Origin of the sequence: Candidatus Neptunochlamydia vexilliferae, assembly GCF_015356785.1 — a bacterium.
GTDB lineage: Bacteria > Chlamydiota > Chlamydiia > Chlamydiales > Simkaniaceae > Neptunichlamydia > Neptunichlamydia vexilliferae.
Map to the genome: position 1 here is coordinate 39016 of NZ_JAAEJV010000001.1, position 22611 is coordinate 61626.

Annotated in this window: 16 protein-coding genes; 13 read left to right on the forward strand and 3 right to left on the reverse strand. The window is 45.7% G+C overall.

What is annotated here, in order from left to right; translation table 11 throughout:
• Nucleotides 1-65 precede the first annotated feature (65 nt).
• The 5 genes from sctV (at nt 66) to NEPTK9_RS00225 (ending at nt 6739) form a co-directional block, all read left to right on the forward strand.
• Nucleotides 66-2186 carry a type III secretion system export apparatus subunit SctV gene (gene sctV / locus NEPTK9_RS00205; protein ID WP_194846809.1) on the forward strand — a complete coding sequence of 707 codons (2121 nt, stop codon included), beginning with the start codon at nt 66-68 and terminating at the stop codon, nt 2184-2186.
• Nucleotides 2187-2321: 135 nt separating this feature from the next.
• Nucleotides 2322-3635, forward strand: a complete 1314-nt coding sequence (locus NEPTK9_RS00210; protein ID WP_194846810.1) for an ATP-binding protein — start codon at nt 2322-2324, stop codon at nt 3633-3635.
• A 175-nt stretch (nt 3636-3810) separates the two neighbouring features.
• The gene (locus tag NEPTK9_RS00215; protein ID WP_194846811.1) at nt 3811-4962 is read left to right on the forward strand and encodes an HrpJ domain-containing protein; all 1152 of its coding nucleotides are present in this window, start codon (nt 3811-3813) and stop codon (nt 4960-4962) included.
• On the forward strand, nt 4962-5408 hold the full coding sequence (locus NEPTK9_RS00220) for a CesT family type III secretion system chaperone (RefSeq protein ID WP_194846812.1): 447 nt from the start codon (nt 4962-4964) through the stop codon (nt 5406-5408). The genes NEPTK9_RS00215 and NEPTK9_RS00220 overlap by 1 nt, the downstream gene beginning before the upstream one ends.
• The gene (locus tag NEPTK9_RS00225) at nt 5405-6739 is read left to right on the forward strand and encodes a 4-alpha-glucanotransferase (RefSeq protein ID WP_194846813.1); all 1335 of its coding nucleotides are present in this window, start codon (nt 5405-5407) and stop codon (nt 6737-6739) included. Before NEPTK9_RS00220 ends, NEPTK9_RS00225 begins: the two co-directional genes overlap by 4 nt.
• Here the strand turns inward: NEPTK9_RS00225 and NEPTK9_RS00230 are convergent.
• Nucleotides 6714-7787, reverse strand: a complete 1074-nt coding sequence (locus tag NEPTK9_RS00230; protein WP_194846814.1) for a filamentous hemagglutinin N-terminal domain-containing protein — start codon at nt 7785-7787, stop codon at nt 6714-6716. The genes NEPTK9_RS00225 and NEPTK9_RS00230 overlap by 26 nt on opposite strands.
• A 55-nt stretch (nt 7788-7842) precedes the next feature.
• On the opposite strand from NEPTK9_RS00230, the gene NEPTK9_RS00235 reads away from it, so the two are divergent.
• The 8 genes from NEPTK9_RS00235 to NEPTK9_RS00270 all read left to right on the forward strand — a co-directional run bounded on the left by NEPTK9_RS00235 (nt 7843) and on the right by NEPTK9_RS00270 (nt 20133).
• Nucleotides 7843-9408: a transglutaminase family protein gene (locus NEPTK9_RS00235; protein ID WP_194846815.1), complete on the forward strand. Its 1566-nt coding sequence runs from the start codon at nt 7843-7845 to the stop codon at nt 9406-9408.
• Between the two features lie 126 nt (nt 9409-9534).
• Nucleotides 9535-10995 carry an ISKra4 family transposase gene (locus tag NEPTK9_RS00240; RefSeq protein WP_194846816.1) on the forward strand — a complete coding sequence of 487 codons (1461 nt, stop codon included), beginning with the start codon at nt 9535-9537 and terminating at the stop codon, nt 10993-10995.
• A 29-nt stretch (nt 10996-11024) separates the two neighbouring features.
• Entirely contained in the window at nt 11025-12437 is a 1413-nt protein-coding gene (locus tag NEPTK9_RS00245) for a hypothetical protein (protein WP_194846817.1), read from the forward strand.
• A gap of 178 nt (nt 12438-12615) precedes the next feature.
• Nucleotides 12616-14220 (forward strand): tetratricopeptide repeat protein, encoded by a 1605-nt coding sequence (locus NEPTK9_RS00250; RefSeq protein WP_194846818.1) that lies wholly within the window; start codon nt 12616-12618, stop codon nt 14218-14220.
• 1 nt (nt 14221) lies between these two features.
• Nucleotides 14222-15490 (forward strand): hypothetical protein, encoded by a 1269-nt coding sequence (locus NEPTK9_RS00255; RefSeq protein WP_194846819.1) that lies wholly within the window; start codon nt 14222-14224, stop codon nt 15488-15490.
• Between the two features lie 54 nt (nt 15491-15544).
• Complete coding sequence (glgB, locus tag NEPTK9_RS00260; protein WP_194846820.1) at nt 15545-17557, forward strand: 1,4-alpha-glucan branching protein GlgB; 2013 nt, start codon at nt 15545-15547, stop codon at nt 17555-17557.
• Entirely contained in the window at nt 17554-19530 is a 1977-nt protein-coding gene (gene ligA / locus NEPTK9_RS00265; protein ID WP_194846821.1) for an NAD-dependent DNA ligase LigA, read from the forward strand. The genes glgB and ligA overlap by 4 nt, the downstream gene beginning before the upstream one ends.
• Nucleotides 19531-19569: 39 nt before the next feature.
• Entirely contained in the window at nt 19570-20133 is a 564-nt protein-coding gene (locus NEPTK9_RS00270) for a hypothetical protein (protein WP_194846822.1), read from the forward strand.
• Between the two features lie 439 nt (nt 20134-20572).
• On the opposite strand, the gene miaB is transcribed toward NEPTK9_RS00270, so the two are convergent.
• Both miaB and NEPTK9_RS00280 read right to left on the reverse strand, forming a co-directional pair.
• A complete protein-coding gene (gene miaB, locus NEPTK9_RS00275) occupies nt 20573-21883 on the reverse strand; it encodes a tRNA (N6-isopentenyl adenosine(37)-C2)-methylthiotransferase MiaB (protein WP_194846823.1) in 1311 nt (436 codons plus the stop codon).
• Between the two features lie 16 nt (nt 21884-21899).
• Nucleotides 21900-22316: a hypothetical protein gene (locus NEPTK9_RS00280; RefSeq protein WP_194846824.1), complete on the reverse strand. Its 417-nt coding sequence runs from the start codon at nt 22314-22316 to the stop codon at nt 21900-21902.
• Between the last annotated feature and the right edge of the window lie 295 nt (nt 22317-22611).

A 22611-nucleotide genomic window follows, 5' to 3' on the forward strand; every position in this document is an offset into this window, starting at 1 on the left:
ATTTTCAAAAATGGACTAGAAATCAAACGAAAATCAAAAATATTATAATCCATGGATAGATTCATATGGCACTTGCAGACTTCCTAGGCGGTAGGAAAATTTCAGATCTTCTCAATCGATCCAGCGATGTGGTCCTTGCGGCCTTCGTCATCACGATCATCTTGATGATCATCGTCCCCCTTCCCCATGCCATTCTCGATATGCTCATCGGGATCAACTTAAGCGTCTCCGTCTGTCTCCTCATGGTCTCTCTCTATATCCAAAAAGCGGTCCACCTTTCGATTTTCCCTTCCATTTTGCTCATTACGACCCTCTTCCGTCTCGGAATTGAGATCGCTGCCACGCGGCAAATCCTCCTCTATGCCGATGCTGGAAAGATCATCAGCGCTTTTGGAAACCTCGTTGTTGGAGGAAACTTTGTCGTCGGGGGTGTAATCTTCCTGATCATCACCATCGTCCAGTTCATCGTTGTGACAAAGGGTGCTGAGCGGGTCGCTGAAGTTGCCGCCCGTTTTACCTTGGATGCGATGCCTGGTAAGCAGATGAGTATCGACGCCGACCTCAGAAGCGGAACCCTAGACGCCAACCAAGCCCGTGAAATGCGTCTTGCTCTTCAAAAAGAAAGCCAACTCTATGGTGCCATGGATGGTGCCTTGAAGTTCGTTAAAGGAGATGTCATCGCCGGTATTGTCATCGCGGTGATCAATATCGTTGGGGGGCTTGTGATCGGAATGGTCATGCATGGGCTGACCGCTATGGAGTCTGCAAAGACCTATACCCTCCTTTCTATTGGAGAAGGACTTGTTACCCAGATCCCCTCCCTCATGATCTCATTAACCGCCGGTATTGTCACCACGCGGGTTTCAAGCGAAAAAAAGGGGACCAACCTGGGGCGGGATATCTCTTCCCAAATCTTCTCCCACTCGAAAGGTCTTATTTTAGCGGGATTTGTGACCTTTGGAATGGCATGGCTTAAAGGTTTCCCTACAACCGTCTTCTTAATTCTAACAGCTGTCTTCTCCTCCGTAGGAATCCGCAACCACCTCAAAGAAAAAAAACGGGCTACCAAAACAGCCGCAGGAACAATTGGTCCCACCAGCGTCGAAACCGACGTTGAAGGACACACCGTGGTCGGTGGAGGACTCGATGACTACGCCCTCACCCTCCCCGTCATTATGGAAATGGGAAAAAGTCTTTCAGGGCTGATACGGAAAGAAAAAGGGGGAACGACCTTTATCGATGAAATGATCCCCAAGATGCGTCATGCCCTTTATCAAGACCTCGGGGTCCGCTTCCCCGGTGTCCATGTCCGGACCGACTCGACAACTCTCGATGGAAATGAGTATGCGATCTTCCTCAATGAAGTCCCAACGGTGCGCGGGCGGATCATGGACCACGCCGTCCTGACCAACGAAACTGAAGAGACCTTAAAGCGGTACAACCTCCCCTTCACCACCTCGAAAAATGCCGTGGGGCAAGCAGCCCTTTGGGTCGAAAGCCGCTACATTGAGGTGCTAAAAAAAGCAGGGATCAAATATTGGAAGCCCCTTGATGTGATGGTCCTCCACCTCTCCCAGTTCTATAAAAACTATGCTGCTGAATTCATCGGGATCCAAGAGGTGCGAGCGATTCTAGAGTTTGTCGAAAAAGCCTTCCCTGATCTGGTCAAAGAGGTGACCCGACTCGTTCCCCTCCAAAAGTTGACCGAGATCTTCCGACGCCTTGTTCAAGAACAGGTGTCGATCAAAGACCTCCGCACCATCTTAGAAGCGTTAAGCGAATGGGCCCAAACCGAAAAAGATACGGTCCTCCTAACCGAATATGTCCGCTCCTCGCTGAAGCGCTACATCAGCTACAAATACTCCCTTGGGCAAACGACCCTTGCGGTCTATCTTCTCGATCCTGAGATCGAAGATATGATCCGAGGAGCGATTAAGCAAACCTCGGGCGGCTCTTACCTTGCCCTCGATCCCGACTCGGTCCAACTCATCCTCCATGCGATGCGGGGTGTCATTGTACCGACCCCTCCAGGAGGACAACCCCCCGTCCTTCTCACCGCGATCGATGTCCGCCGCTTTGCCCGCAAGCTGATCGAAGGAGACTTCCCCGACCTCCCCGTCGTCTCCTATCAGGAGATCGTCCCCGAGGTCCGGATCCAGCCTCTCGGCCGCATCCAACTCACCTGATTTTGACCCTAAAAACATGTTTTTCGTTGGAAAAACGTGCGAGGTCACCACGTTTTTCCAACGAAAAACGTGAAAATCTCCACGTTTTCCTAACGAATCCTTGCTTTTTAGCCGAAATTGACCTATTTTAAGGGTATGAAAAGAGATATTTACCCCCATTTAGAGACCTGGAAGACCTCCTCTAGACGCAAACCACTTATAATCAATGGCGCAAGGCAGGTTGGAAAGACCCATGCTCTCAAATATTTTGGGAACACTTCTTATGAAAAAGTAGCCTACTTTAACTTCGAAAAAGAGGAAAAACTCTCTCAGTATTTCGAAAGCACTTTAGATCCCAAAAAGCTCCTTCAAACATTAGCGATCCATGCAGAAGTGGACATTGACCCTCAAAAGACCCTTTTGATCTTCGATGAGGTTCAAGAATGTCCCAAAGCGCTTAATAGCCTGAAGTATTTTTGCGAGGAAGCAAATGAGTACCATGTTGCAGCAGCAGGGTCACTTCTTGGGGTCAAGATGGCTCAAGAAAAGGGCTTCCCTGTAGGCAAAGTCAATTTTCTCCATATGTATCCCCTAACGTTCTTTGAGTTTCTCTCGGCTCTAGGACATGAAAAAACGCGTACATTTTTAGAAGAGTATTCGGCGTATGAGCCCCTTCCCAATCCGATGCATGATAAACTGATTGCACTTCTCAAGCTCTACTTTTTTATTGGGGGGATGCCTGAAGCAGTTTCTGAATATACCAAATCTGAAAACTTGAATACTGTAAGGGAAGTACAATTGGAAATCTTAGATGCTTATGAGAAAGACTTTGCAAAACATGCCCCTCCTAATGAAATCATGAAAATCACCACTGTTTGGAAAGAGATCCACCGACAGCTTGCCAAAGAAAATAAGAAGTTTATTTTTGCAGCGATTCGAAAAAGTGCCCGGGGAAGGGACTATGAAGAGGCAATTCAGTGGCTCTTAGATGCAGGGCTGATTCATAAAAGCGATCTTGTTAAGTCTCCTAAATTTCCTTTAAGCGCCTATGCCAGTAGCAACATCTTCAAGATCTTCTTATCAGATGTTGGACTTTTGGGTGCACAAAGTAGCCTTTCTCCCCAGGTAGTTATCGATGGGGACATTTTATTTACCGAGTTTAAGGGAGCTTTGACAGAAAACTATATTGCGCAAGAGCTCACCGCAACGTGTCAGAAAAAACTCTATTACTGGGTAAGTGAAGGAATTGCAGAGGTCGACTTTCTCATCGAAGAGGGCCACGGTATTTTTCCTCTAGAAGTGAAGGCAGGGACAAGTCAGAAAAAGAAAAGTCTTGTGACCTATGCTAAAAAATATGCCCCATCAAAACTCTTGCGAACAAGCCCCATGAACCTGAAGCATGATGGAGACATTTACAACATTCCACTCTACTTTATTTCCCGCCTTGAAAAGTTGGAGCAAGAGAAGTAAGGTAAAATTATGAACCTATCCATAAATTCTAATGCCCTTTCTTTCCATGCTTTCTGCATCTTTTTGGAAGCTGATTTTTCGCCCTTGTCTTTTGGACAATGTGCTCAAATCAGTTTCCAAAAATCTGCTAGAAATCAATTGAAAATAAAGAATATTATAACTTACGGATAGGTTCATGGCAGAAGATAATAAGGTCAACGAGGTTCGGGGGGCACGCACCCACGCAGCGCAAGAAGCTAAGAAAGCAGGCAATATTGCCCGCCGAGAAGCGCGGCAAGTCGGTAGCCAAGCAAATATGCAGGAAGCGCAAGAGCTCATGATCTTTAACCCTCTTAAGATGAGGAAGAATTTTGAGCCTCTGAATAAGCGCACGGAACGTCCGCCAGAGGGGCAAAAGGGACAAAAAACCGAAAAAGAGGCAAAAGAGCCCTCTAATGTAGAAAGGGTCGCCGCTAACTACTACGCGAAAAACCCCGAGCTTCAGAAAAAGACCCTCATGTCCCTCCATCAGGAGATCAAGCCTGATGACTCCCACGAAAAGATCCTTGAAAAGCTGCAGAAGATTTACGCCGATAAGTCGCTTGCCGATGAGGCGATCGACTTTTTGATCGAGGTCTCTGAAAATAAAGAGGCCCTTAAGAAAAAATATATCGGGATCAAAGAGGATTTTAATGCCCAGTATGGACGGCAGATCCAGGCAGGCCACAACATTCGGACGCAGGCGCAACAGTTTTCGAAAAAGGGACTCGGAAGCCCCACGGCTCTCCGTGATCTTTATCGAGAAATCACGGGGAACCCTCGCACTCCTAAACAGCTCTTTGATGAGCTCACCGCTAAGTTTCAATTCTCCGATATGAAAAATATCATCGATTTTATCCTCCACTCTCTTGGCGATGATATGAAAGCCAAGGGACCTTCGATTGCGCGCGAAGAGCTCAAACGCCTCTTTTCAGAAACCCGCTCGATGCAAGCGATCCTCGGCCTTTTCCGCTTTTTCTTTGCCCGAATGGGGATGATTAAGAAGCAGTTTGACCAATACGATCTTTCGATGCCGAGCCGGGTTAACTATGAAGTCTTAGCCCGCCTTCTGATGAAACTTTTAGAAGAGCGCTACCCCACTCCCGATAAAATCCTTAAGCAGTCATTTGTCCTCGGCATTGCTGAAGAACTCGCTGCGCAGATCATTGTCTACACCCAGTACCGCGATGCAATGCGCCACATCTCCCCGATGCTTTTTAAGTCGGAGCGGCATAGGCAAGAGGTGTTAATGGCATTGATGGAAACTTTGAGCGATCTCGAGGATGAGATCGATGAGGAAGAAGAGTAATGGACCGCTTTCAGGAACTTCTTTGGGATCTAGGGGAAATCACCGGCATTCCTCTCCATGTGGATAAAAATCATGCGTGTAACATCCTCCTTGATGACACCCTTGAAGTGCAAATTCAGATGGATGAACATGGGGAAAACCTATTGATGTGCTCATTTGTTTCAGAGATTCCTCCCGGACGCTTTCGGGAAGAGGTCTTAAAAGAAGCGATGAAGGTCAATAGCACCTATCACCCGTTTGGATTCCTGGCTTTTTATGAGCAGAAAAGCCTTTTGATCCTCCACCAGTTTCTTCCCGCTGAAAAACTTTCTGGAGAAAAGTTAGTGACCCATCTAGAAGGTTTTATTGAGGAGGCGGATGAATGGCGGACAGCTCTTGCAAGTGGCGCTTCTGCCCCTAGAAAATATCAAAGCGTCTCCGATAAACCCCCTCCCTTTGCACAATGAGCCTCGAGCAGACAGCAGTTGGGCGCGGGTGGAAAAGGGTAGGTGTTCGCCACCACCACGGCATACAGGTTCCCCTCCTTTCGATCTGGACAGAGCAAAGCCAAGGATGTGGAGAGTTCCTCGACCTGATCCCTTTGATCGACTGGCTCTCTGATCTCGGAATGGATGTGTTGCAGCTTCTTCCCTTAAACGACTCGGGAGAGGATGCGAGCCCTTATAAAGCCCTCTCCGGAACAGCCCTTCATCCCATTTACCTGAGCCTCCATGCACTCACCGATGAAAAGCTAACCTTTTCGGAAAGTAAACGGGTTCCCTACTGGGAAGTCTTAGAGAAAAAGCTCGCGTTTTTAAAAAAGTATGTGGCCGACATGGAAAAAGTGATCCTTGAGGACCCAAGCTACCAAGCCTTTGTAGAAAGGAGTCCCCACCTCCGCTATTATGCCCGCTATAAAGTCAAAACCGAGGGAGAGACAGAAAACTTTCACTTGATTGTTCAATACCTCTGCCACACGCAGCTTCTCAAAGTAAAAAAACATGCGGAGAAAAAGGGGGTGTTTCTTAAGGGGGATATTCCGATTCTTTTGAGTCCCAAGAGCGCCGATGTGTGGGCCCATCCCGAGTTTTTTGACCTCTCGCTCCAGGCGGGCAGCCCCCCTACGAAGTTCGATCCAAAAGGGCAAGTGTGGAAATTCCCCCTCTATAACTGGAAAGCGATGGAGGAAAACCATTTTGAATGGTGGCGGAGACGGATTCAAACAGCCGCACAATACTTTCACCTTTACCGGATCGATCATATCATCGGCTTCTTCCGGATTTGGGCCATCCCTCATGGAGAAATAGCCGATAAAGGTTTTTTCGTTCCGAAAAAAGAGGGGCTGATGGAAGTGCAAGGGAGAAAACTTTTGGAAACCCTCCTCTCTTTTTCCGATATGCTCCCCATAGGAGAAGATTTGGGCGACCCCCCTCATTTTATTCGAGAGACGATGTTAGAACTCGGAATTCCCGGAACCAAGATTCTCCGCTGGAGCCCTAACATTGAAGCGTATCCTCCAGCAAGTCTCTCGACCGTGTCAACTCACGATCTCGAGCCTTCACTCTCCCAAGAGATGGTCCACAAAAGTCACCACACCCCAAGCCTTTTTCATATCAACCTGCTCCAGGAATACCTTCCTCCAGAACTGACTTGGGGAAACCCTGAAGATGAGGTCATCAACATCCCTGGTACCGAAAACCATTTTAACTGGACTTACCGGTATAAATGTCCGTTGGAGGTGTTGACGAATGACGCTTCTCTTAATGAGAGAATTAAGGCTCTTGTGCGTTTAAAATAAGCTCTCCAAACATCCCATTTTTAGCATCAAAAGAGACCCTGCCATTTAGAATCAACCCGTTGCTAAAAATTGTGACAACCCCTCCATTCCCCTCTTGCCCTAAAGCCTGAGCTGAAATGACTCCTAAAAAGTCTGTGCACCTGTTTCCCCGGATAGAAACAGTCCCCCCATCTTTCTCCCAGCCATCTGCAGAAATTCTACCCTTGACCCTCAAAATATCGGCCCCTATCCGAATGCTCCCTCCACGGACCCCAGAAGTATCGATGCAGGCATTATCCTTAACGTGAACCTCTTTTCCATCAACCTCAATGTTTCCACTTTCCGATATAAGGGTTCCATTAGCGATCACCTGATCGGCCACAAGATAAATCTTCCCAGCCTCTTCCTTAACCGCAAAAGTTTCTACTTTTCCCTCATGACGGATCGCGTACTCATAAGGATTCCCACCATCAAGTTCTCCAAGCTCCGTCCGAATAAAGACCCGCTGGTTTGTGTAAGGACGGATCAGCACCTCCTCAGCAGCCACCTTCCCAACAAAGTGACCTGCCGTTTTCCCAGCCCCTTCAATTTCCTTCGCAATCAGATAAACCTCTCCCGAATGACACGAAATCGTCCCATCTTGGACGATTTTTCCGTTTCCAGGTGCCGAAAAGGTCCACTCACTTCCCTTGAGGAACTCTTCACTTGAAAGGTCCGCTGTTGAGGCGACAAATCCCGCTGCATGGATGGTTCCCCCCACATAAACTCCATTGGGGTTTACGAGAAGGACATGTCCATTAGCCTTAAGCGAGCCAAGGATCTGGCTAACCTTGCCCCCAGTGACCCGGTTGAGGATCGCCGCATCCCGCCCCGGCTGGATAAAGCGGAGGGTCTCCCCCTTGCCCACCGAAAAGTCTTTCCAGTGAACGATCGCCTTGTTGGAGCTTTGGTGGATCGCTCCCTCCTTAAAGGAAGCTTTACCCGATTTAAGCTCAAACCCTTGCGGTTTTCCATAAAGTGTATAAGAAAAAAGAACCCCTATGAGGAGCAAATACAGTTGTCTCATCATTTGGTATATAACATAAATCTTGATTTAATCAATTTTTCTCGATTAACCTTAGGACATGAAAAAGTTTATCTTTTTAGCTTCACTATTTTGGGGAATGGCCTTTGCCAACTCTCCCCAATTAACAACCCTTTACCGGAGTTTAGACCCCCAGTCGATTTCACAGCTCTTTGCGTTCTACCACCTCTACCCTCAGTCAGAGGAGGGAGAGCAGGCCCTTGCCGATGCGTGGGCGCTGATGCACAAACACCGGATTGAAAAGCGGCTCCTTGAGGGGAACCTTGTCCTCCCGGCAATGGAGATCGATGCGGTCATCGGCCTGGTCAATAAAGAGCCCCTAGAAAGCGATATCCTTTTAGATGAAGAGCAGCTTGAGATGATCGAGCAGGTTTCCGACCACCTGGCCCACCGCAAGCTAAAAGGACACCAGGTGTGGAAGAAAAAGGCCCTATTTAAACTCCCTTCAAAGGAAATTGACCTGGCACGCGCCCTTTTTCTCTATCAGTTTGAGGAAGACCCTCTCACAGTCCGGCAGTATGAAGCGTCGCTCGATCTGATCGCTCTCCAAATCTTGGCCCGCCTCCCGGTGGGAGCTAGTGATGAGGAAAAGATCCGCGCCATTAGCCACTTTATCTTCCATGAAAAGCGGTTCCGCTTTCCCCCTCACTCCCTCTATGCAAAGGATATCGACACCTACACCTTCCTCGCTTCGGTCCTCGACAGCCGCCTTGGGGTCTGCTTGGGCGTTTCAACCCTTTACCTTGCGATCGCCCAGCGGCTCGATTTGCCTTTAGAGATCATCACCCCTCCCGGCCACATCTACATCCGCCATAGCAGTGAGCTCAATATTGAAACGACAGCGCGAGGGATCCACCTTCCCGATCGAGCTTATCTGGGGATCAACACCCGAAAGCTCCAAGAGCGGAATATGAAAGAGGTTGTCGGCCTTGCCTTTATCAACCAAGCCTCGGTGTCTTGGCAAAAAGGGGACCATCAAACAGCGGTGAAGCTCTATGAAGAGGCCCTCCCTTTCTTGCCTAACGATCCCCTTCTCAAGATGCTATTGGGCTATAACTACCTCTTTGTAGGGAAGGTAAGACAAGGAAAAAAACTGCTGCGGGAAATCAAGAATTTGACTTTTGACCATGCCGTTTCAAAAGAGACGGGGCCCGAAGATTTTCTTCAAAGACGGGCTACAATTGAAGGACTTAAAACCCTCTTTGCTCATGTCGATGAAACACGCACTTCGATCCTCAACAAGCAAAAACAGCTTCTCAAGGTTTTGAAAAAGTCCCCTAAATTTCGGGATGGCATCTTCCAGCTAGCGGTCACCTATCTGCAGCTAGGACGGGGGCACGAAGCCCTTGAAACGCTTTTGCGCTACCATGACCTCGACCCAACAAACCCCACCGTTGAATACTACCTAGCAATTGTGCTGATGAACCGGTTCCACTACAAAGAGGCCTGGCACCACCTTGCCCTTGCCGAAAAGCTCACCCAAGAGCGGGGGCATGCTCCCCACTGCCTCAAGGGCTTGCGTCATGCACTCCGCACCCTCCATGCCGACCCCGCAGATATTTTCAAACAACACAACACAAGTAATTTACAAAAACATGGACCATAAAATCCTGAGGGTGTGTAGTAAATCAGTTGGAAGGTAGGACAGAAGGGAAAAGTAGAAAAAAAATACCCCAGTAAGTACGATTTTGGAAAAAATAACAACTGCCAAAAACCAACCACTGGAGTATCTATGGAACAAGTTATAGCACAAGCCAAAAAACAATTCGAGGATATTTTAAAGTATGTTCAAGAAGAGGCTCAGAATCAACAAATTAACGAAGTTGAAAAAGGGATTTTTCGAAGCCTTTTAGAGTTGGGTTTGACCTTTCTCAGGATATTTCTTCAGCAAAAAGGAGTTGGATACAAGGGTAGAGTTCATTTGGATAAGGAGGGAAATGAGCGTAGCTACCATTCGAAGAAAAATAAGAAGTATCTATCAATATTTGGAAAAATAAGTATTTTAAGAGCCTGCTATTGGACAAAAGAAAAGGGTGAAATTTACCCTTTAGATACAGAGCTTAATATGCCCAAAATAGAGCATTCTTATGTATTACAAGAGTGGGGGGCAATTCTTGGATCTGAGGAGCCTTATAAAAAATCGGCTAAATTTTTAGAAACCATTCTAGGAATTCCCCTATGGGGAAGCACGATTGAAACTATTATCCAACGAGCTGGTATCGATGCCCCGAACTTTTACAAAGAGCGCCAAGAACCTTTCAAAAAAAGTGAAAAAGAAATTTTTGTAGCAACAGCTGATGGGAAGGGTATTGTGATGAAAAAGGGAGAGCTTGAAAAACCACCTCCTAAAAAAAAGCCAAGGAAAATGAAGAAGAAAGGGGAAAGGTCAAAAAAATCACAGGCCGAAAGTGAGCTGAAACCAGGAAAAAAGAAAATGTCCACTGTTATTGGAGCTTACACAATATCCCGACATAAAAGGACTGCAGAAAGCATTTTGAGCAAGAAAAAGAAGAACGACCCTCCTCGCCCAGTCAATAAAGTGGTTCAAGCAACTTTAGAGGGAAAGGAAGAGGCAATCCAGCGTCTAAAGGCAGAGGTTGAAAAAAGGGATCCCCAGAGAGAAAAACAAAGTGTGGCTCTTGTTGATGGAGAACATAAGTTGCGCAACCTGCTTAAAACCTATTTACCTTGGTTCACAATCATCATTGATATCTTCCATGTGATGGAGTACCTATGGATGGGAGCCCATATTTTTTTTAAAAAAGGGAGCGCAAAAGCACAAAGTTGGGTGACTGATAAGCTGACTAAACTTTTAAATGGAAAGATAGAAGAGATTATTTCTGAGTTAAAAAGAGATTTAGAAGCGATATCACAAAGCAAAAAAAAACAGCTGCTTAAAATCATTACCTATTTAGAAAATGGTAAAGAACATATGCGTTATGATAAATATCTCGTGAAGGGATACCCCATTGGATCCGGGGTAGTGGAAGGAGCCTGCAAAAACTTAGTCAAGGATCGAATGGAACAGAGCGGAATGCAATGGACGATAAATGGAGCAGAGGCAGTGCTCAGTATGAGATCTATTCAGATTAATGGGATGGCCAATGATTATTGGCGATACCATATATCTAAGGAAAGAGAGAGGCTGTATGGATCTTTTATGGAAAGTGAAATGTCAGAATTGGCTGCCTAATGTTTCCCAACTGATTTACTACACACCCTTTGGCAGAAGAGTTAAATACAAGTCGTAAATTTGTTTATTCTCAAAAGGATAAAGCGAGTAAAGCTTTGGACTCAGCATTTTTGGAAGATGGTTCTGATGACAAAGAAGTTCTGTTTTATATTCCCGTCACAAAAGCTTGGCTGCATCAGTTGGTCATAGCTTTGGTTATGATTTGTCATAGCTCTTATCAGGGGGTGATTGAGATTTTTAGAGACCTACTAAACTTTGGTATTTCTAAAGGCAATATCCACAATATTCTCAGTGGAGTCTTAGCAAAAGCCAAACAGATCAACTCTCAACAAGACCTTTCTCAAATAAGGGTGGGAGCTCATGATGAGATTTTTCAGGGAAGAACCCCCGTTCTCGTTGGTTGTGATGTAGAATCCACCTACACCTATCTCCTTAAGCAAGTAGAAAATCGAGATACTGTGTCTTGGGGAGTTCATCTTTTAGAGCTTTCTGATCAGAGCATGAAGCTGGACCATACTATTGCTGATGCAGGCAAGGCACTGAGAAGTGGTCAACAGGAAGCATGGCCTGATGTGCCTTGTCGTGGGGATGTATTTCATCCCATATACGATATAGGGAAAGTGGTAACGTTTTTAGGAAATCGAGCAATGGCGACCGCTGAAACTGTTGAAAAACTGGAAATAAAAATAACAAAAGCAAAGAAAAGCTGCCAGGGAGCCAAGCACTCTAGGCGCCTTGGCCACGCCCGAAAGGAAGCTTCAGCTGCGCTAAAGTTGAAAAACGATATCTCAACTTTATCCAGCTGGCTAAAAAATGATATTTTGTCTGTTACTGGGACCAGCTTAGAATCACGTCAAGAGTTGTTAGACTTTGTTGTTGCTGAACTTCAATCTCGAGAGCAACAATGCCCTCATCGAATCAAGCCTGTGCGCCGCTTGCTTGAAAAGCAGGGCAAAGATCTTCTTCGATTTGTTAATGACCTTGATGAGCGCTTACAAGAACTAGCCGTTATATACGGAGTAGATGACTACTTGGTTCGCCAAGTTTTTGAGCTTCAAGCTATTTCTACTCAAGATAATCTTTATTGGGAACGGGCTGGAGACCTCCACCATAAAATAGGAAAAAGGTTTTATGAACTTGAAGAAGAGATTAAAAGCCTCATTAAAGAAACAGTTAGAGCGAGCTCTATAGTTGAAAACCTTAACAGTCGCTTAAGGAACTACTTTTTTCTTCGTAAAAACCTTAACAAGGACTACTTAGAGCTTCTCCAGTTCTTCCTAAACCACCGACGGTTTATACGCAGCTCTCGTCCAGAAAGAGTTGGTAAAAGTCCAAAGGAACTTCTCACAGATAAAGATCATGACCATTGGTTAGAGCTTTTGGGCTACACTCTATTTAAGAGAGAAGAAGCATATAAGCCCACGATTAAAAAGGCTGCTTAACATACCTCCACCAATTAAGTCTTAAGCCCTTTCCCGCTGGTAAGAGGTAGGGTTCCGTGACCCCTTTTGTTACCCAAAAACCCCAATTTTTGAACCATGCCAAAAACTCTTTGACAAAAATAGGATAGTTAGCACATGGTTAATATTAATTTTTAACTGATTAAGGAGAGTAACCACAATGTCGAGTACCAACCCTTTAAACAAAGATCCTGTTCTATTTTTTACCAATATGGCTAGTCCCGATACTAGCAATAGTTCTTCTAGTTCTTCTAGCTCCTCAAGTTCTTCTAGCTCTACAACTCATTTAACAGGTCCGCTGTCTAAGAATTCGGTTTATCAACAATTTGTAAACATGGTTTCTGAAGAGAATAAAAATTCTCAAAAAACATTAGAGGCAGAGCTAGAAAAAGGTAATGCTATAGCCTGTAACAAAAATGGCTTCACGCTTTTTGACTTAACCAAACCAATAGATCGTCCTGGGTTACTTAAACGTATAAAAGAAAAAATTAAACAAGAACCTAACAATGGTTTTGAGCTAAAAATAATAAAAGCCATCGGTCGAGCTTGGATGTACCATATCAGGCGCGACTCAGCGTATGAACCAATAATTGCTCAGCTTGAAGAAGTATTACAGGAACCAAACCAAAATTTTAGCCCAGAGTTGAAGGGAAAAGTGCTTAATCACTTAGCCGAGGCTTACAGTGAACAAGCCAAATCTAATGAAGAATTGATGGATAAGTGTTTAGAAAATCACCTGAAAGCATTGGATATTCGAAAAAAATTGTACAGCCCAGACAATGAATCAGCATGGGAAGGGCTAGCAGAAACCTATAACCATATAGGTGAGGCCTATTCGAGCAAAAAAGAATTTTTAAGAGCAGTTGATCAATATGAAAAGGCTTACGACCTCTTTGCTAAACATGCTAAACATAGTGACTCCTTTGCTCGAAAAGATCTTCTGATTTTGCTAAGCAATATGGGGTATGCCTACCTTAAAACTATGGATAAAGAGAAGGCCTGCAAATATTTTAAAGCTGTAGCCGTTTTGGACCAAATTTTTGATCCAGACGGTAAGAAAAAACTGGTTTCTATTGGCGTTGCTTTAAGTAATTATGGCATGTTGCTTAATAGTTTGAAGAGGTATTCTAAAGCGGTCGAAGTGTTTAATCGTGCACTAGAGATGGGAGGGGGATCTATTGCAAGGGGAGGTTTAGCATATGCTTACTCCAATCAGGGGAATTTCAAAAAGGCTGAAGAAGAGTATAAAGAAGCTAAAAAAGGCTTTGAAAGTCTCTCAGCACAGAAAAAGGCTCAATTTTACATCAATTTTGGTTCTTTATATAAAAAAAAAGGACAATATGAGAAAGCTATTGAATGCTTTAATGAAAGCATCAAAACCTTTAGAGAAGAAAAGAAGGAAAATAAGCTCGCCTTTGCTTTTAAAGAATTGGCTTTTTGCTATTTAAAGATTGGAAAAGATGATCAAGCAAAAGATACCCTCACTGTAGCAATAGATATTTTAAGAAATTCCGGGGCGTCTGAGCAAAATATTATCCTTGTTGATGCTCTGAACTTGCTTAGGTCCTTAGAGATCAAAGGAAACAGGAAAAAAGAAGCAAAAGAATTGAATAATCAAATCAATTCTTTGTTGGTAAGAGATCGGCATCAGTTGCTTAAAAACAAAAGAGAATTAAAGCTCAAAGAGGCAGCCTTAAAGGAAGAACTAGAGAGACAAAATCAGGAATTAGAAGCTTTAAATAAGACACATTTAGGAGAGTATTAATATGACCTCAGTATCACCTTATCATTACCTATCACAAACTATAGCTCACTCCCTAGGGGACGGTCCATCCCCCGTAGATCAAGACGGTTTAGCTCAGTCTAAATTGATTCAACAGAATACAGAGCTTAAGTGCTATTATGACAAATTCGGAAAAGAGATGCTTAAGGTTAGGTCGCTTCTAACCCTTTTTCAAGAAAATTCAGCAGTTGCACAAGGTACTTATAAAAAATCAAGAAAGGCGATTGGTTTTTTTCAATTTTGCTTGGGTACTATTGTTAGCGCTGCTCCACTTCCTGGGGCTGGAGCTATTGGAGCAATCGTTAATTCTTTAATAGATTATGCAAAGAGTAATCATGAAAAAGGTATTAATAAAAGGCTCATGGGTGTTATCGAAACAATTGGAAAAGCCGATTGCGAATACATTGCGAGAGCAATGACTATTAGATATGCTCAGCAGATCTTGCAAGTACAAGAAGAAAAGCGTGAGTGCTTGGCTGTAGAGGGGGTGCTAAGGTTTTTACTTTCCATACTGAAAACGAATGTCATTGTTCTGAGCCATGAGTATCTTTTAGAAAATATCATATGTAATATTAGAGAAGTTTCTTATAAGAGCGAATGGTTTTTAAAGGAGAAGCTTAATACGGAGGGTTTTACTATAAATGGGGTATATACAAAGCCAGGTTTGTTTTTCGTTACAGAAAAACAAAAACCGTACTTTAATATAAGAAAAAAACCTAGATCTAAAGATGAAGCAAGTAAAACCGGAAAGTATGGGTATTTTTTTGCCTTCCAAAAAGATTATATATCTCTAAGCAATAGAGGTCTTTTATATAAAAACGTTGCCAATGTGGACGAAAAATTTAAACTTCCTCTAGCCTCTTTAAATGAAGTGCCAGTTAGACCTTCAAAGCCCCGGACGATTAAGAGTATTAATGAGGCGTTTAAAGGAATTGCTGATTCTATAAAAAAAGAGTTGTTACAAGGTCATCAGGATATTCATTCCTTGGTAAATTCTGTGGTTAATGAGCTGAATAATGAAATGAAAGAAGATGTTAAAAACTTGCAGTCTGAAGTCAGTTTTTTGGAAGAAAAGGTTAAAAGAAATAAGAAAAGGATTCTTCGAGCTCGCTTAGCTTGGAACAGACAACTAGAAACGCAAGTAATCAACCTTACGGAGAAAGTTAATTGCTTAGAAAAAAAAGTTAAAGAACTAGGGGCTAAGGCGGTAGAGAATTCATCAAGCTCATCCTCTTCATCAAGCAGCAAATAGAGGTTTTCTAGCGAGCTCTAGCCAGAAAAACTCTCTTAGTTCAGGATAGGGTCCATGGACCCTACCAATCCACATCACTATTTGGGGCTGCATGAAGAGGGGACGGTGATCCGTCTTCTGCAGCCGGGAGCGCTTGAGGTTCTTGGCGAAGCGGTCACCGCGGAAACAAACGTGTACCGCGCTCCGCAGTCGCTGACCTGCAAAGACTATCGGATCATCCATCCGAGCGGCCTTGTCGCTCATGACCCCTACGCTTTTCTGCCCACCTTTAGCGAGGAAGATGAGCAAGCTTTCCAAAGGGGAGACCATACGGCTCTTGATGAGGTGATGGGCGGACGGCTCTGCACCCACCAAGAGATCGCTGGTGTCAAGTTTTCTGTATGGGCACCCTGCGCAAAACGGGTCTCTCTTGTTGGCGACTTCAATAACTGGGAAGTAGAGAAAAATCCGATGCGGCGGATGGGAGCCTCGGGGGTGTGGGAACTTTTTGTTCCCGGTTTAGAAGAGGGGGCCCTTTATAAGTTTGCGGTTTTCAAGACTGATGGCGAGGTGCTTTTTAAGGCCGATCCTTATGGCTATCAAGGGGAGATGCGTCCCCATACCGCATCGGTTGTCACCCGGATCGATCGGCATGAGTGGGGGGATCAAGAATGGATGGAAAACCGAAAGCGGTGCCCCCATCAGCCCCTCAATATCTATGAACTTCACTTGGGAGCATGGAAAAAGGGATACCGAGAGGTCGCTCCTGAGCTTAGCGCCTATGTGAAGAAGATGGGCTACACCCATGTGGAGCTGATGCCGGTGATGGGACATCCCTTGGATGAATCATGGGGGTATCAGGTCTCGGGCTTTTATGCGATCTCTCGTCGTTATGGAACAGTTGAAGATTTTCAGTACCTGGTCGACCATCTTCATCAAGAGGGAATCGGGGTGATTCTCGACTGGGTTCCCGGTCACTTTCCGATTGATGACCACTCGATCGCCCGCTTTGATGGGACCTTCCTTTATGAGCACCAAGATCCTTGCCAGAGATACCATCCCCAATGGAACACCCACATCTTTAATTTTGGGCGACATGAGGTGGCAAACTTTTTAATCGGAAGTGCCCTTTTTTATTTGGGGAAAATGCATGTTGATGGGCTCCGGGTCGATGCGGTTTCATCGATTGTCTACCTCGACTTTGAACGGAAAGAGGGGGAGTGGCTTCCCAACGTGCATGGGGGAAGGGAAAACCTTGAGGGGATTGCTTTTTTAAAACAGCTGAACCAAAAAGTGCACGATAGGTTCCCAACAGCGCTCATGATTGCTGAAGAATCCCATGCCTTTCCTGGGGTAACCGACCCGGAAGGGCTCGGGTTTGACCTGCGATGGAATTTGGGGTGGATGAACGATACGTTGCGTTATTTTGGGACGCGGTATGCATCTCGCGCCGAGATGCAAGAGAGCTTGATCCATGAGATGAGCTATTTTTATGCTGAAAAACATCTTTTGCCCTTGTCTCACGACGAAGTAGTTCATGGAAAGAAGAGCCTTCTTTCCAAATCTGTGGGGAACGAGTGGGAAAAGTTTGCCCACCTCCGCCTCCTTTTGAGCTATATGATCTGCCATCCAGGAAAGAAATTGCTCTTTATGGGAGGGGAGATGGGGCAGTGGCTTGAGTGGGACTGCAAAGAGGGGCTTCACTGGGAACTCTTGGGCCAATCCTACCACCATAAACTTCACCGGTGCGTCGCAGATCTTAACCATTTTTACCGCGGGCATCCAGCCCTTTATGCCGACGATTTTTCAGAAGAGGGGTTTGAGTGGATCGACCATAGTGACCATGCCAATGGAGTGTTGGCTTACTTAAGGCGAGGCGGGGAGGAAACCCTCCTCTGTGTCCACCACTTTTCCCCCGAAGAGCTTGAAAACTACTTGATCCCTTTTGAAGGGAAACCAAGAGAAATTTTTTCTACCGATTTAAAAGAATATGGGGGGTATGGCATCATGAACCCTGATATCACATATGAAAAAGAGGGGATCAGGTTCACCCTTCCCCCTCTAGCAACCCTTATCCTTCAGGTATGAATAAAGACGACTACTTAAAGCTTTTAGAAGAGATCCAAAAACATAACGAGCTCTACTTTCAACAGTCGACTCCTGAGATTTCTGACTATGAGTATGACCTCCTTGTTAAACAAGTGGAAAAGATCGAGGAAAAGCATTCCGAGTGGGTCCCTGCTGATAGCCCCACCAAGCGGGTTGGGGAGATGCCCACCAAAGGATTCGTCCAGGTCAAGCATACCCACCCGATGCTCTCTTTAAGCAATACCTACTCGAAAGAAGAAGTGGCCGACTTTTTCAAGCGGGTCGATAAGAATTTAGAGGGGCGGGCGGTTGAGTACTGTGTGGAGCTTAAGATGGATGGAGTCGCAATCTCTCTTCATTACGAAAAAGGAAAGCTTGTCCGTGGAGTGACCCGAGGAAATGGAAAGCGGGGCGATGACATCACTGCGAATGTCAAAACGATCCGCTCGATCCCCCATGAACTGAAAGAGGCGGTGACCCTAGAAGTGCGGGGAGAGGTCTTTATTCCTCAGCGCGACTTCATCGAAATGAACCGAGAGCGAGAAGAAGAGGGAGAGACCCCTTGGTCCAACCCCCGCAATGCTGCTGCTGGTTCTTTAAAACTTCTCGACTCAAAAGAAGTGGCCAAACGGAAACTCGATATCGTCACCTATAACGCCATTGCAGATGGCCTTGAAAAGCAATCCGATGTCCACACGTATCTCAAAAAACTAGGCCTTCCCGTCGGTGAAGAAAAACACTTTAAGGTATGCCAAGATGTGGATGAGATCTTAGCCTTTGCAGATACGATTGAAAAAGAGCGGACTAAACTTCCCTTTGAGATCGATGGGATTGTCATTAAGGTCAACAGCCTCCGCTACCACGATATTTTAGGGGCAACCGCGAAAAGTCCTCGGTGGGCAACCGCCTATAAATTTGCTCCCGAACAAGCCGAAACGATGATCGAAGCGATCTCTGTGCAGGTCGGGCGGACCGGGGTTTTAACCCCCGTTGCCGATCTTAAGCCGGTTCCCTTAGCGGGGAGCACTATTTCCCGCGCGACTCTCCATAACGAAGAAGAGGTGCTCCGGAAAGATATCCGAGAAGGGGACACCGTCATCATCGAAAAAGGGGGGGATGTGATCCCTAAAGTGGTCCGGGTCCTTACCGAAAAACGGCCTTCTGATTCGAAGCCGTGGACGATGCCTGAAGCGTGCCCCGTTTGCCACTCACCTGTCACCCGTAAAGAGGGAGAGGTCGCGGTGCGCTGCCCGAATAAAACAGCGTGTGGCGGACAAAACCTCCGCCGCATCTCCTTTTTTGCCAGCAAAAATGCGATGGATATCGACCACCTAGGGCCTGAAATCGTCAAAAAACTTATCGAGCTTGGGTTTGTCACCCGTATCTCAGACCTCTACCGCCTCACCGAAGAAGAACTTGCCCAGGTCGAAGGGTTTAAAGAAAAAGCGATTGCCAATCTTTTAAAAAGCTTAGAAAACTCCAAAAAAACAACCCTTGCCCGCTTCATCTTTGCCATAGGCATTCCTTTTGTGGGAGAAGGGACAGCTCAACTTTTAGCAGATAGCGCAGAAAGCATCGAAAAACTTTCTGAGATGGGTAAAGAAGAGCTTTGCAATATCGATGGGGTGGGGGATAAAGTGGCCGCTTCTATCGTTACCTTTTTAGATGATCCTGCCCACCAAAAAGAGCTCGATGATCTTCTTGATCTCGGCGTTCAGCCGACCGCCCAAATGAAAAAAATTGTCGGCCATTCCTTTGCGGGAAAAGCCTTTGTTTTGACCGGTTCTTTAGAAGGATTAACCCGAAGCGAAGCGGGCAATCTCATTAAAGAGCGGGGGGGAAAGGTGAGTGGCTCGGTGAGTAAAAAAACCGATTATGTCTTAGTCGGTGAAGATCCCGGCTCCAAATATGACAAAGCCAAAACCCTTGGCATCACAATTCTTGACGAAGAAACTTTTCAAAAAATGTTATAAAGGTTAACCTGGCTCAAAAACAACGATTGGAGTTTGTTTATGAGAAAAGTGATCATTGGGGGAATTATTGGAGCGGTCATCGCATTTGCATGGTCTTTTGTTTCTTGGATGGTTCTTCCCTGGCATAACACTGGGATGAATGCCTTTACAAATGAAACAGAAGTTTCCCAGACGATTATGCGCAATGTCCCTAAAGATGGGACTTATGTTTCTCCTCATTTTGTCAATAAAGAGGGTAGTACTGAAGAAGAGCTACAAGCAATGGCAAAAGCTCCCTTCATTTTTATGCAGGTTCAAAGAAAGGGGATGGACCCTACCATGGCCTGGCCCTATGTCTTTTCTTTCCTGACCCAGTTTGTCGGTGCAGCGTTGATCTGCGCTCTTCTACGGGTGACGACACTTGGTTATGGTGGGCGTCTTATTTTCACTATGACCATTGGACTGATTGTGGGGATCCTTGGCTATGTGCCTGATTGGAATTGGTTCGGCGCTGGCTTCCAGTTTACTCTAGTGATGGTGGCTGATCTGATTGTGACCTGGTTTCTAGCAGGGCTGATCCTTGCAGCTTATGTGAAGCCTGCGCATCACGAACGGCCTATGTAAAAAATCGCACGCGCTGGCTTTATCTTCCTCTTCAAACTCAATCAGCCAGTATACTGAAGAAGGGTGGTTGAAGATCAACAATCCTTTCTCCATCATTCTTGGAAGCCATATATCAAAAAAGTTTTTGTTCTTAATCGCTAAGCTGTCCTCTAAGGGGATTGTTTCTTGTCCTGTTCGGTAAAAGTAATAGGCATAATCACCAATGAAGGTAGCTTCTCGTAAGGCACTCATGAAGAGCTTCTCCATTTCTCGAGTTCCCTCTGAAAACCAACTATGACAGCCGTGAGGGCAATAGAAGCTTGACTCTTTTGATTCTAAAGAAAACGCTTCAAAGCGAAAAAAGAGTAAGGAAGCTAAGATGATAAGGCGAGCCATATATACCCCTAAATTGGACTAAGAGAAAGAAAAATTTTAACTTACTTAAAATTTTCCAGTCTACTTAATTTTTACACTCACCGATGAGGGTTTGGTGGTTGTAGCTGTGGATTTGAACGTTTTGCAGCGTGCCGATGAGGGACTCGTCGCCGGGGAAGATCACCTTCTTCCAGCAGCGGGTCCGCCCTTTTAGCTGTCCATCTCTATTACGCCGCTCAACAAGAACTTCTAATTCTTGATTGAGAAGGGATTGGCGCTCTTCTGCGGTGATCGACTCATGAAGGGTCATGAGACGTTGGAGGCGGTCATCCTTCACCTCTTGAGGAATGTCATCCTTCCACCGCATAGCAGGAGTCCCTTTTCGAGGGCTGTAGGTATAGAGGAAGGCAACCGAGTAACGGATCTGTCTAAAAGCCTCAAGTGTTTCTTCAAACTCCTCTTCGGTTTCAGTCGGGAAGCCGACGATGATGTCGGTGCCAATAGAAACATTGGGGACAATCTCTTTAAGGAGAGCCACCTTTTCAAAGTATTGCTCTTTAGTGTAGATCCGGTGCATCTTTTTAAGGATCCGGCTGGATCCGGCTTGGATGGGGAAATGGACAAATTCGCAAAGAGAAGGGAGGTCGCGGATCGCTTCCATGAGCTCGCGGGTGATATCGATCGGGTGGCTTGTCATAAAGCGGATCCGCTCGATTCCATCAACCTTATCGAGGCGGTATAGGAGGTCGTGGAAAAGCTCTTGCCATTCGGGCTGATCTTTTCCGTAGCTATTTACATTTTGGCCGAGTAGGGTGATCTCTTTATAGCCTTGGTCAGCGAGGAGGCGGACCTCCTTTTCAATATCTTCAGGGGGGCGGGAGACCTCTTGTCCGCGCGTATAGGGAACGACGCAGTAGGTGCAGTACTTATCGCAGCCCCGGATGATAGAGACGTGGGCCTTATATTTGTCGTCCCGTTTGGCCACAAGGTAGTCGAGGTTTTCTTCAAATTGGTCATCGGTTTTGATTTGGGGGCGGCCGGTGTCGATCACATTATCGAGGATCATCCCTAGGTCGGTGATGTTATTGGTTCCGATGACGAAGTCAACATTGGGGAGTTTTCGGAAGAGGCTCTCTTTTTTGGCCATTGCCATACAACCGGTCACTCCGATCATCTGCTTTTTTTTGGAGCGGCCGAGCTGCCCAATCTTCCCCATTACCTTCCGTTCGGCAAGATCGCGTATTGAGCAGGTGTTAAAAACAAGGAGATCGCCCTCTTTTTCATCGTAGACCCGCTTGAGCCCCCGCTTTAGGAGTTGCCCCACCATGATCTCTGAGTCGAGCTCGTTCATCTGGCACCCATAGGTGCGAATAAAGAATGTCTTCGGTTTTTCCATGCCGAGTCATTCTACTTTATTTCTTTTGAGAAGTCAATGAGTCGTTGAGCATCTTTTGCTCTTGCTCTGGCAACCGTTCTATAAGGGTGTTTCGGTCTTCTTCTGGCAACGGCTCTTGAAACTTCCGTAAAACCATGTTTGGGAGTTCCTTTAGATCTTCTTTTGGCAGACCATTTAGAATCTTTTGTGGGAATTGGATGATACTTTTTAGAGTCTCATCTGACACCCAATGCATCCACTGAATGGCGCCATAACGGAAGAGGTGCAAGAGGGCCGCTTCTCCGACCGCCCTCTTTAGGGTGGTTAAAGCAACTTCTTTAAGGGGTGCTTGAACAGCTTTAAGGTCTTTGTATTTGGTCCGTTTGAATAGGGCTTGAGTTGTGGCTGTTGCTAGTGCTCTGTCAACCCTAAGAATTAGGATATCTTGATTCATCTTTTCCCGGTTGGCTTCATGTTCGATCTCAGAAACTTATGAAAGTTTAGATTCGATCTCCACACTTTGCCAGCCAAAAAAATCGGCATGGTTCAAAATAGGGTAACAATTTTGGTCTTATGAAAGATGCGTCGGGGGCAAGCCCCCTGCTGCCCCCTTGAGCTTCAATCTGGCAAGCCAAATCGACCCTCCTCGGGGGGCCGTGCAAAGCACTGTTCCACCCCTCGTGCGGGGCGATTTTGCAGAGCCATTTTGAAGCCGCGGACAGCTCACCGCATGGCTTTTCTTCGCCTTC

Excerpts from the sequence above, each read along its gene's own strand:
- sctV (WP_194846809.1), top strand. The coding sequence starts at position 66 with ATGGCACTTGCAGACTTCCTAGGCGGTAGGAAAATTTCAGATCTTCTC.
- NEPTK9_RS00210 (WP_194846810.1), top strand. The coding sequence starts at position 2,322 with ATGAAAAGAGATATTTACCCCCATTTAGAGACCTGGAAGACCTCCTCT.
- NEPTK9_RS00215 (WP_194846811.1), top strand. The coding sequence starts at position 3,811 with ATGGCAGAAGATAATAAGGTCAACGAGGTTCGGGGGGCACGCACCCAC.
- NEPTK9_RS00220 (WP_194846812.1), top strand. The coding sequence starts at position 4,962 with ATGGACCGCTTTCAGGAACTTCTTTGGGATCTAGGGGAAATCACCGGC.
- NEPTK9_RS00225 (WP_194846813.1), top strand. The coding sequence starts at position 5,405 with ATGAGCCTCGAGCAGACAGCAGTTGGGCGCGGGTGGAAAAGGGTAGGT.
- NEPTK9_RS00230 (WP_194846814.1), bottom strand. The coding sequence starts at position 7,787 with ATGATGAGACAACTGTATTTGCTCCTCATAGGGGTTCTTTTTTCTTAT.
- NEPTK9_RS00235 (WP_194846815.1), top strand. The coding sequence starts at position 7,843 with ATGAAAAAGTTTATCTTTTTAGCTTCACTATTTTGGGGAATGGCCTTT.
- NEPTK9_RS00240 (WP_194846816.1), top strand. The coding sequence starts at position 9,535 with ATGGAACAAGTTATAGCACAAGCCAAAAAACAATTCGAGGATATTTTA.
- NEPTK9_RS00250 (WP_194846818.1), top strand. The coding sequence starts at position 12,616 with ATGTCGAGTACCAACCCTTTAAACAAAGATCCTGTTCTATTTTTTACC.
- NEPTK9_RS00255 (WP_194846819.1), top strand. The coding sequence starts at position 14,222 with ATGACCTCAGTATCACCTTATCATTACCTATCACAAACTATAGCTCAC.
- glgB (WP_194846820.1), top strand. The coding sequence starts at position 15,545 with ATGGACCCTACCAATCCACATCACTATTTGGGGCTGCATGAAGAGGGG.
- ligA (WP_194846821.1), top strand. The coding sequence starts at position 17,554 with ATGAATAAAGACGACTACTTAAAGCTTTTAGAAGAGATCCAAAAACAT.
- NEPTK9_RS00270 (WP_194846822.1), top strand. The coding sequence starts at position 19,570 with ATGAGAAAAGTGATCATTGGGGGAATTATTGGAGCGGTCATCGCATTT.
- miaB (WP_194846823.1), bottom strand. The coding sequence starts at position 21,883 with ATGGAAAAACCGAAGACATTCTTTATTCGCACCTATGGGTGCCAGATG.
- NEPTK9_RS00280 (WP_194846824.1), bottom strand. The coding sequence starts at position 22,316 with ATGAATCAAGATATCCTAATTCTTAGGGTTGACAGAGCACTAGCAACA.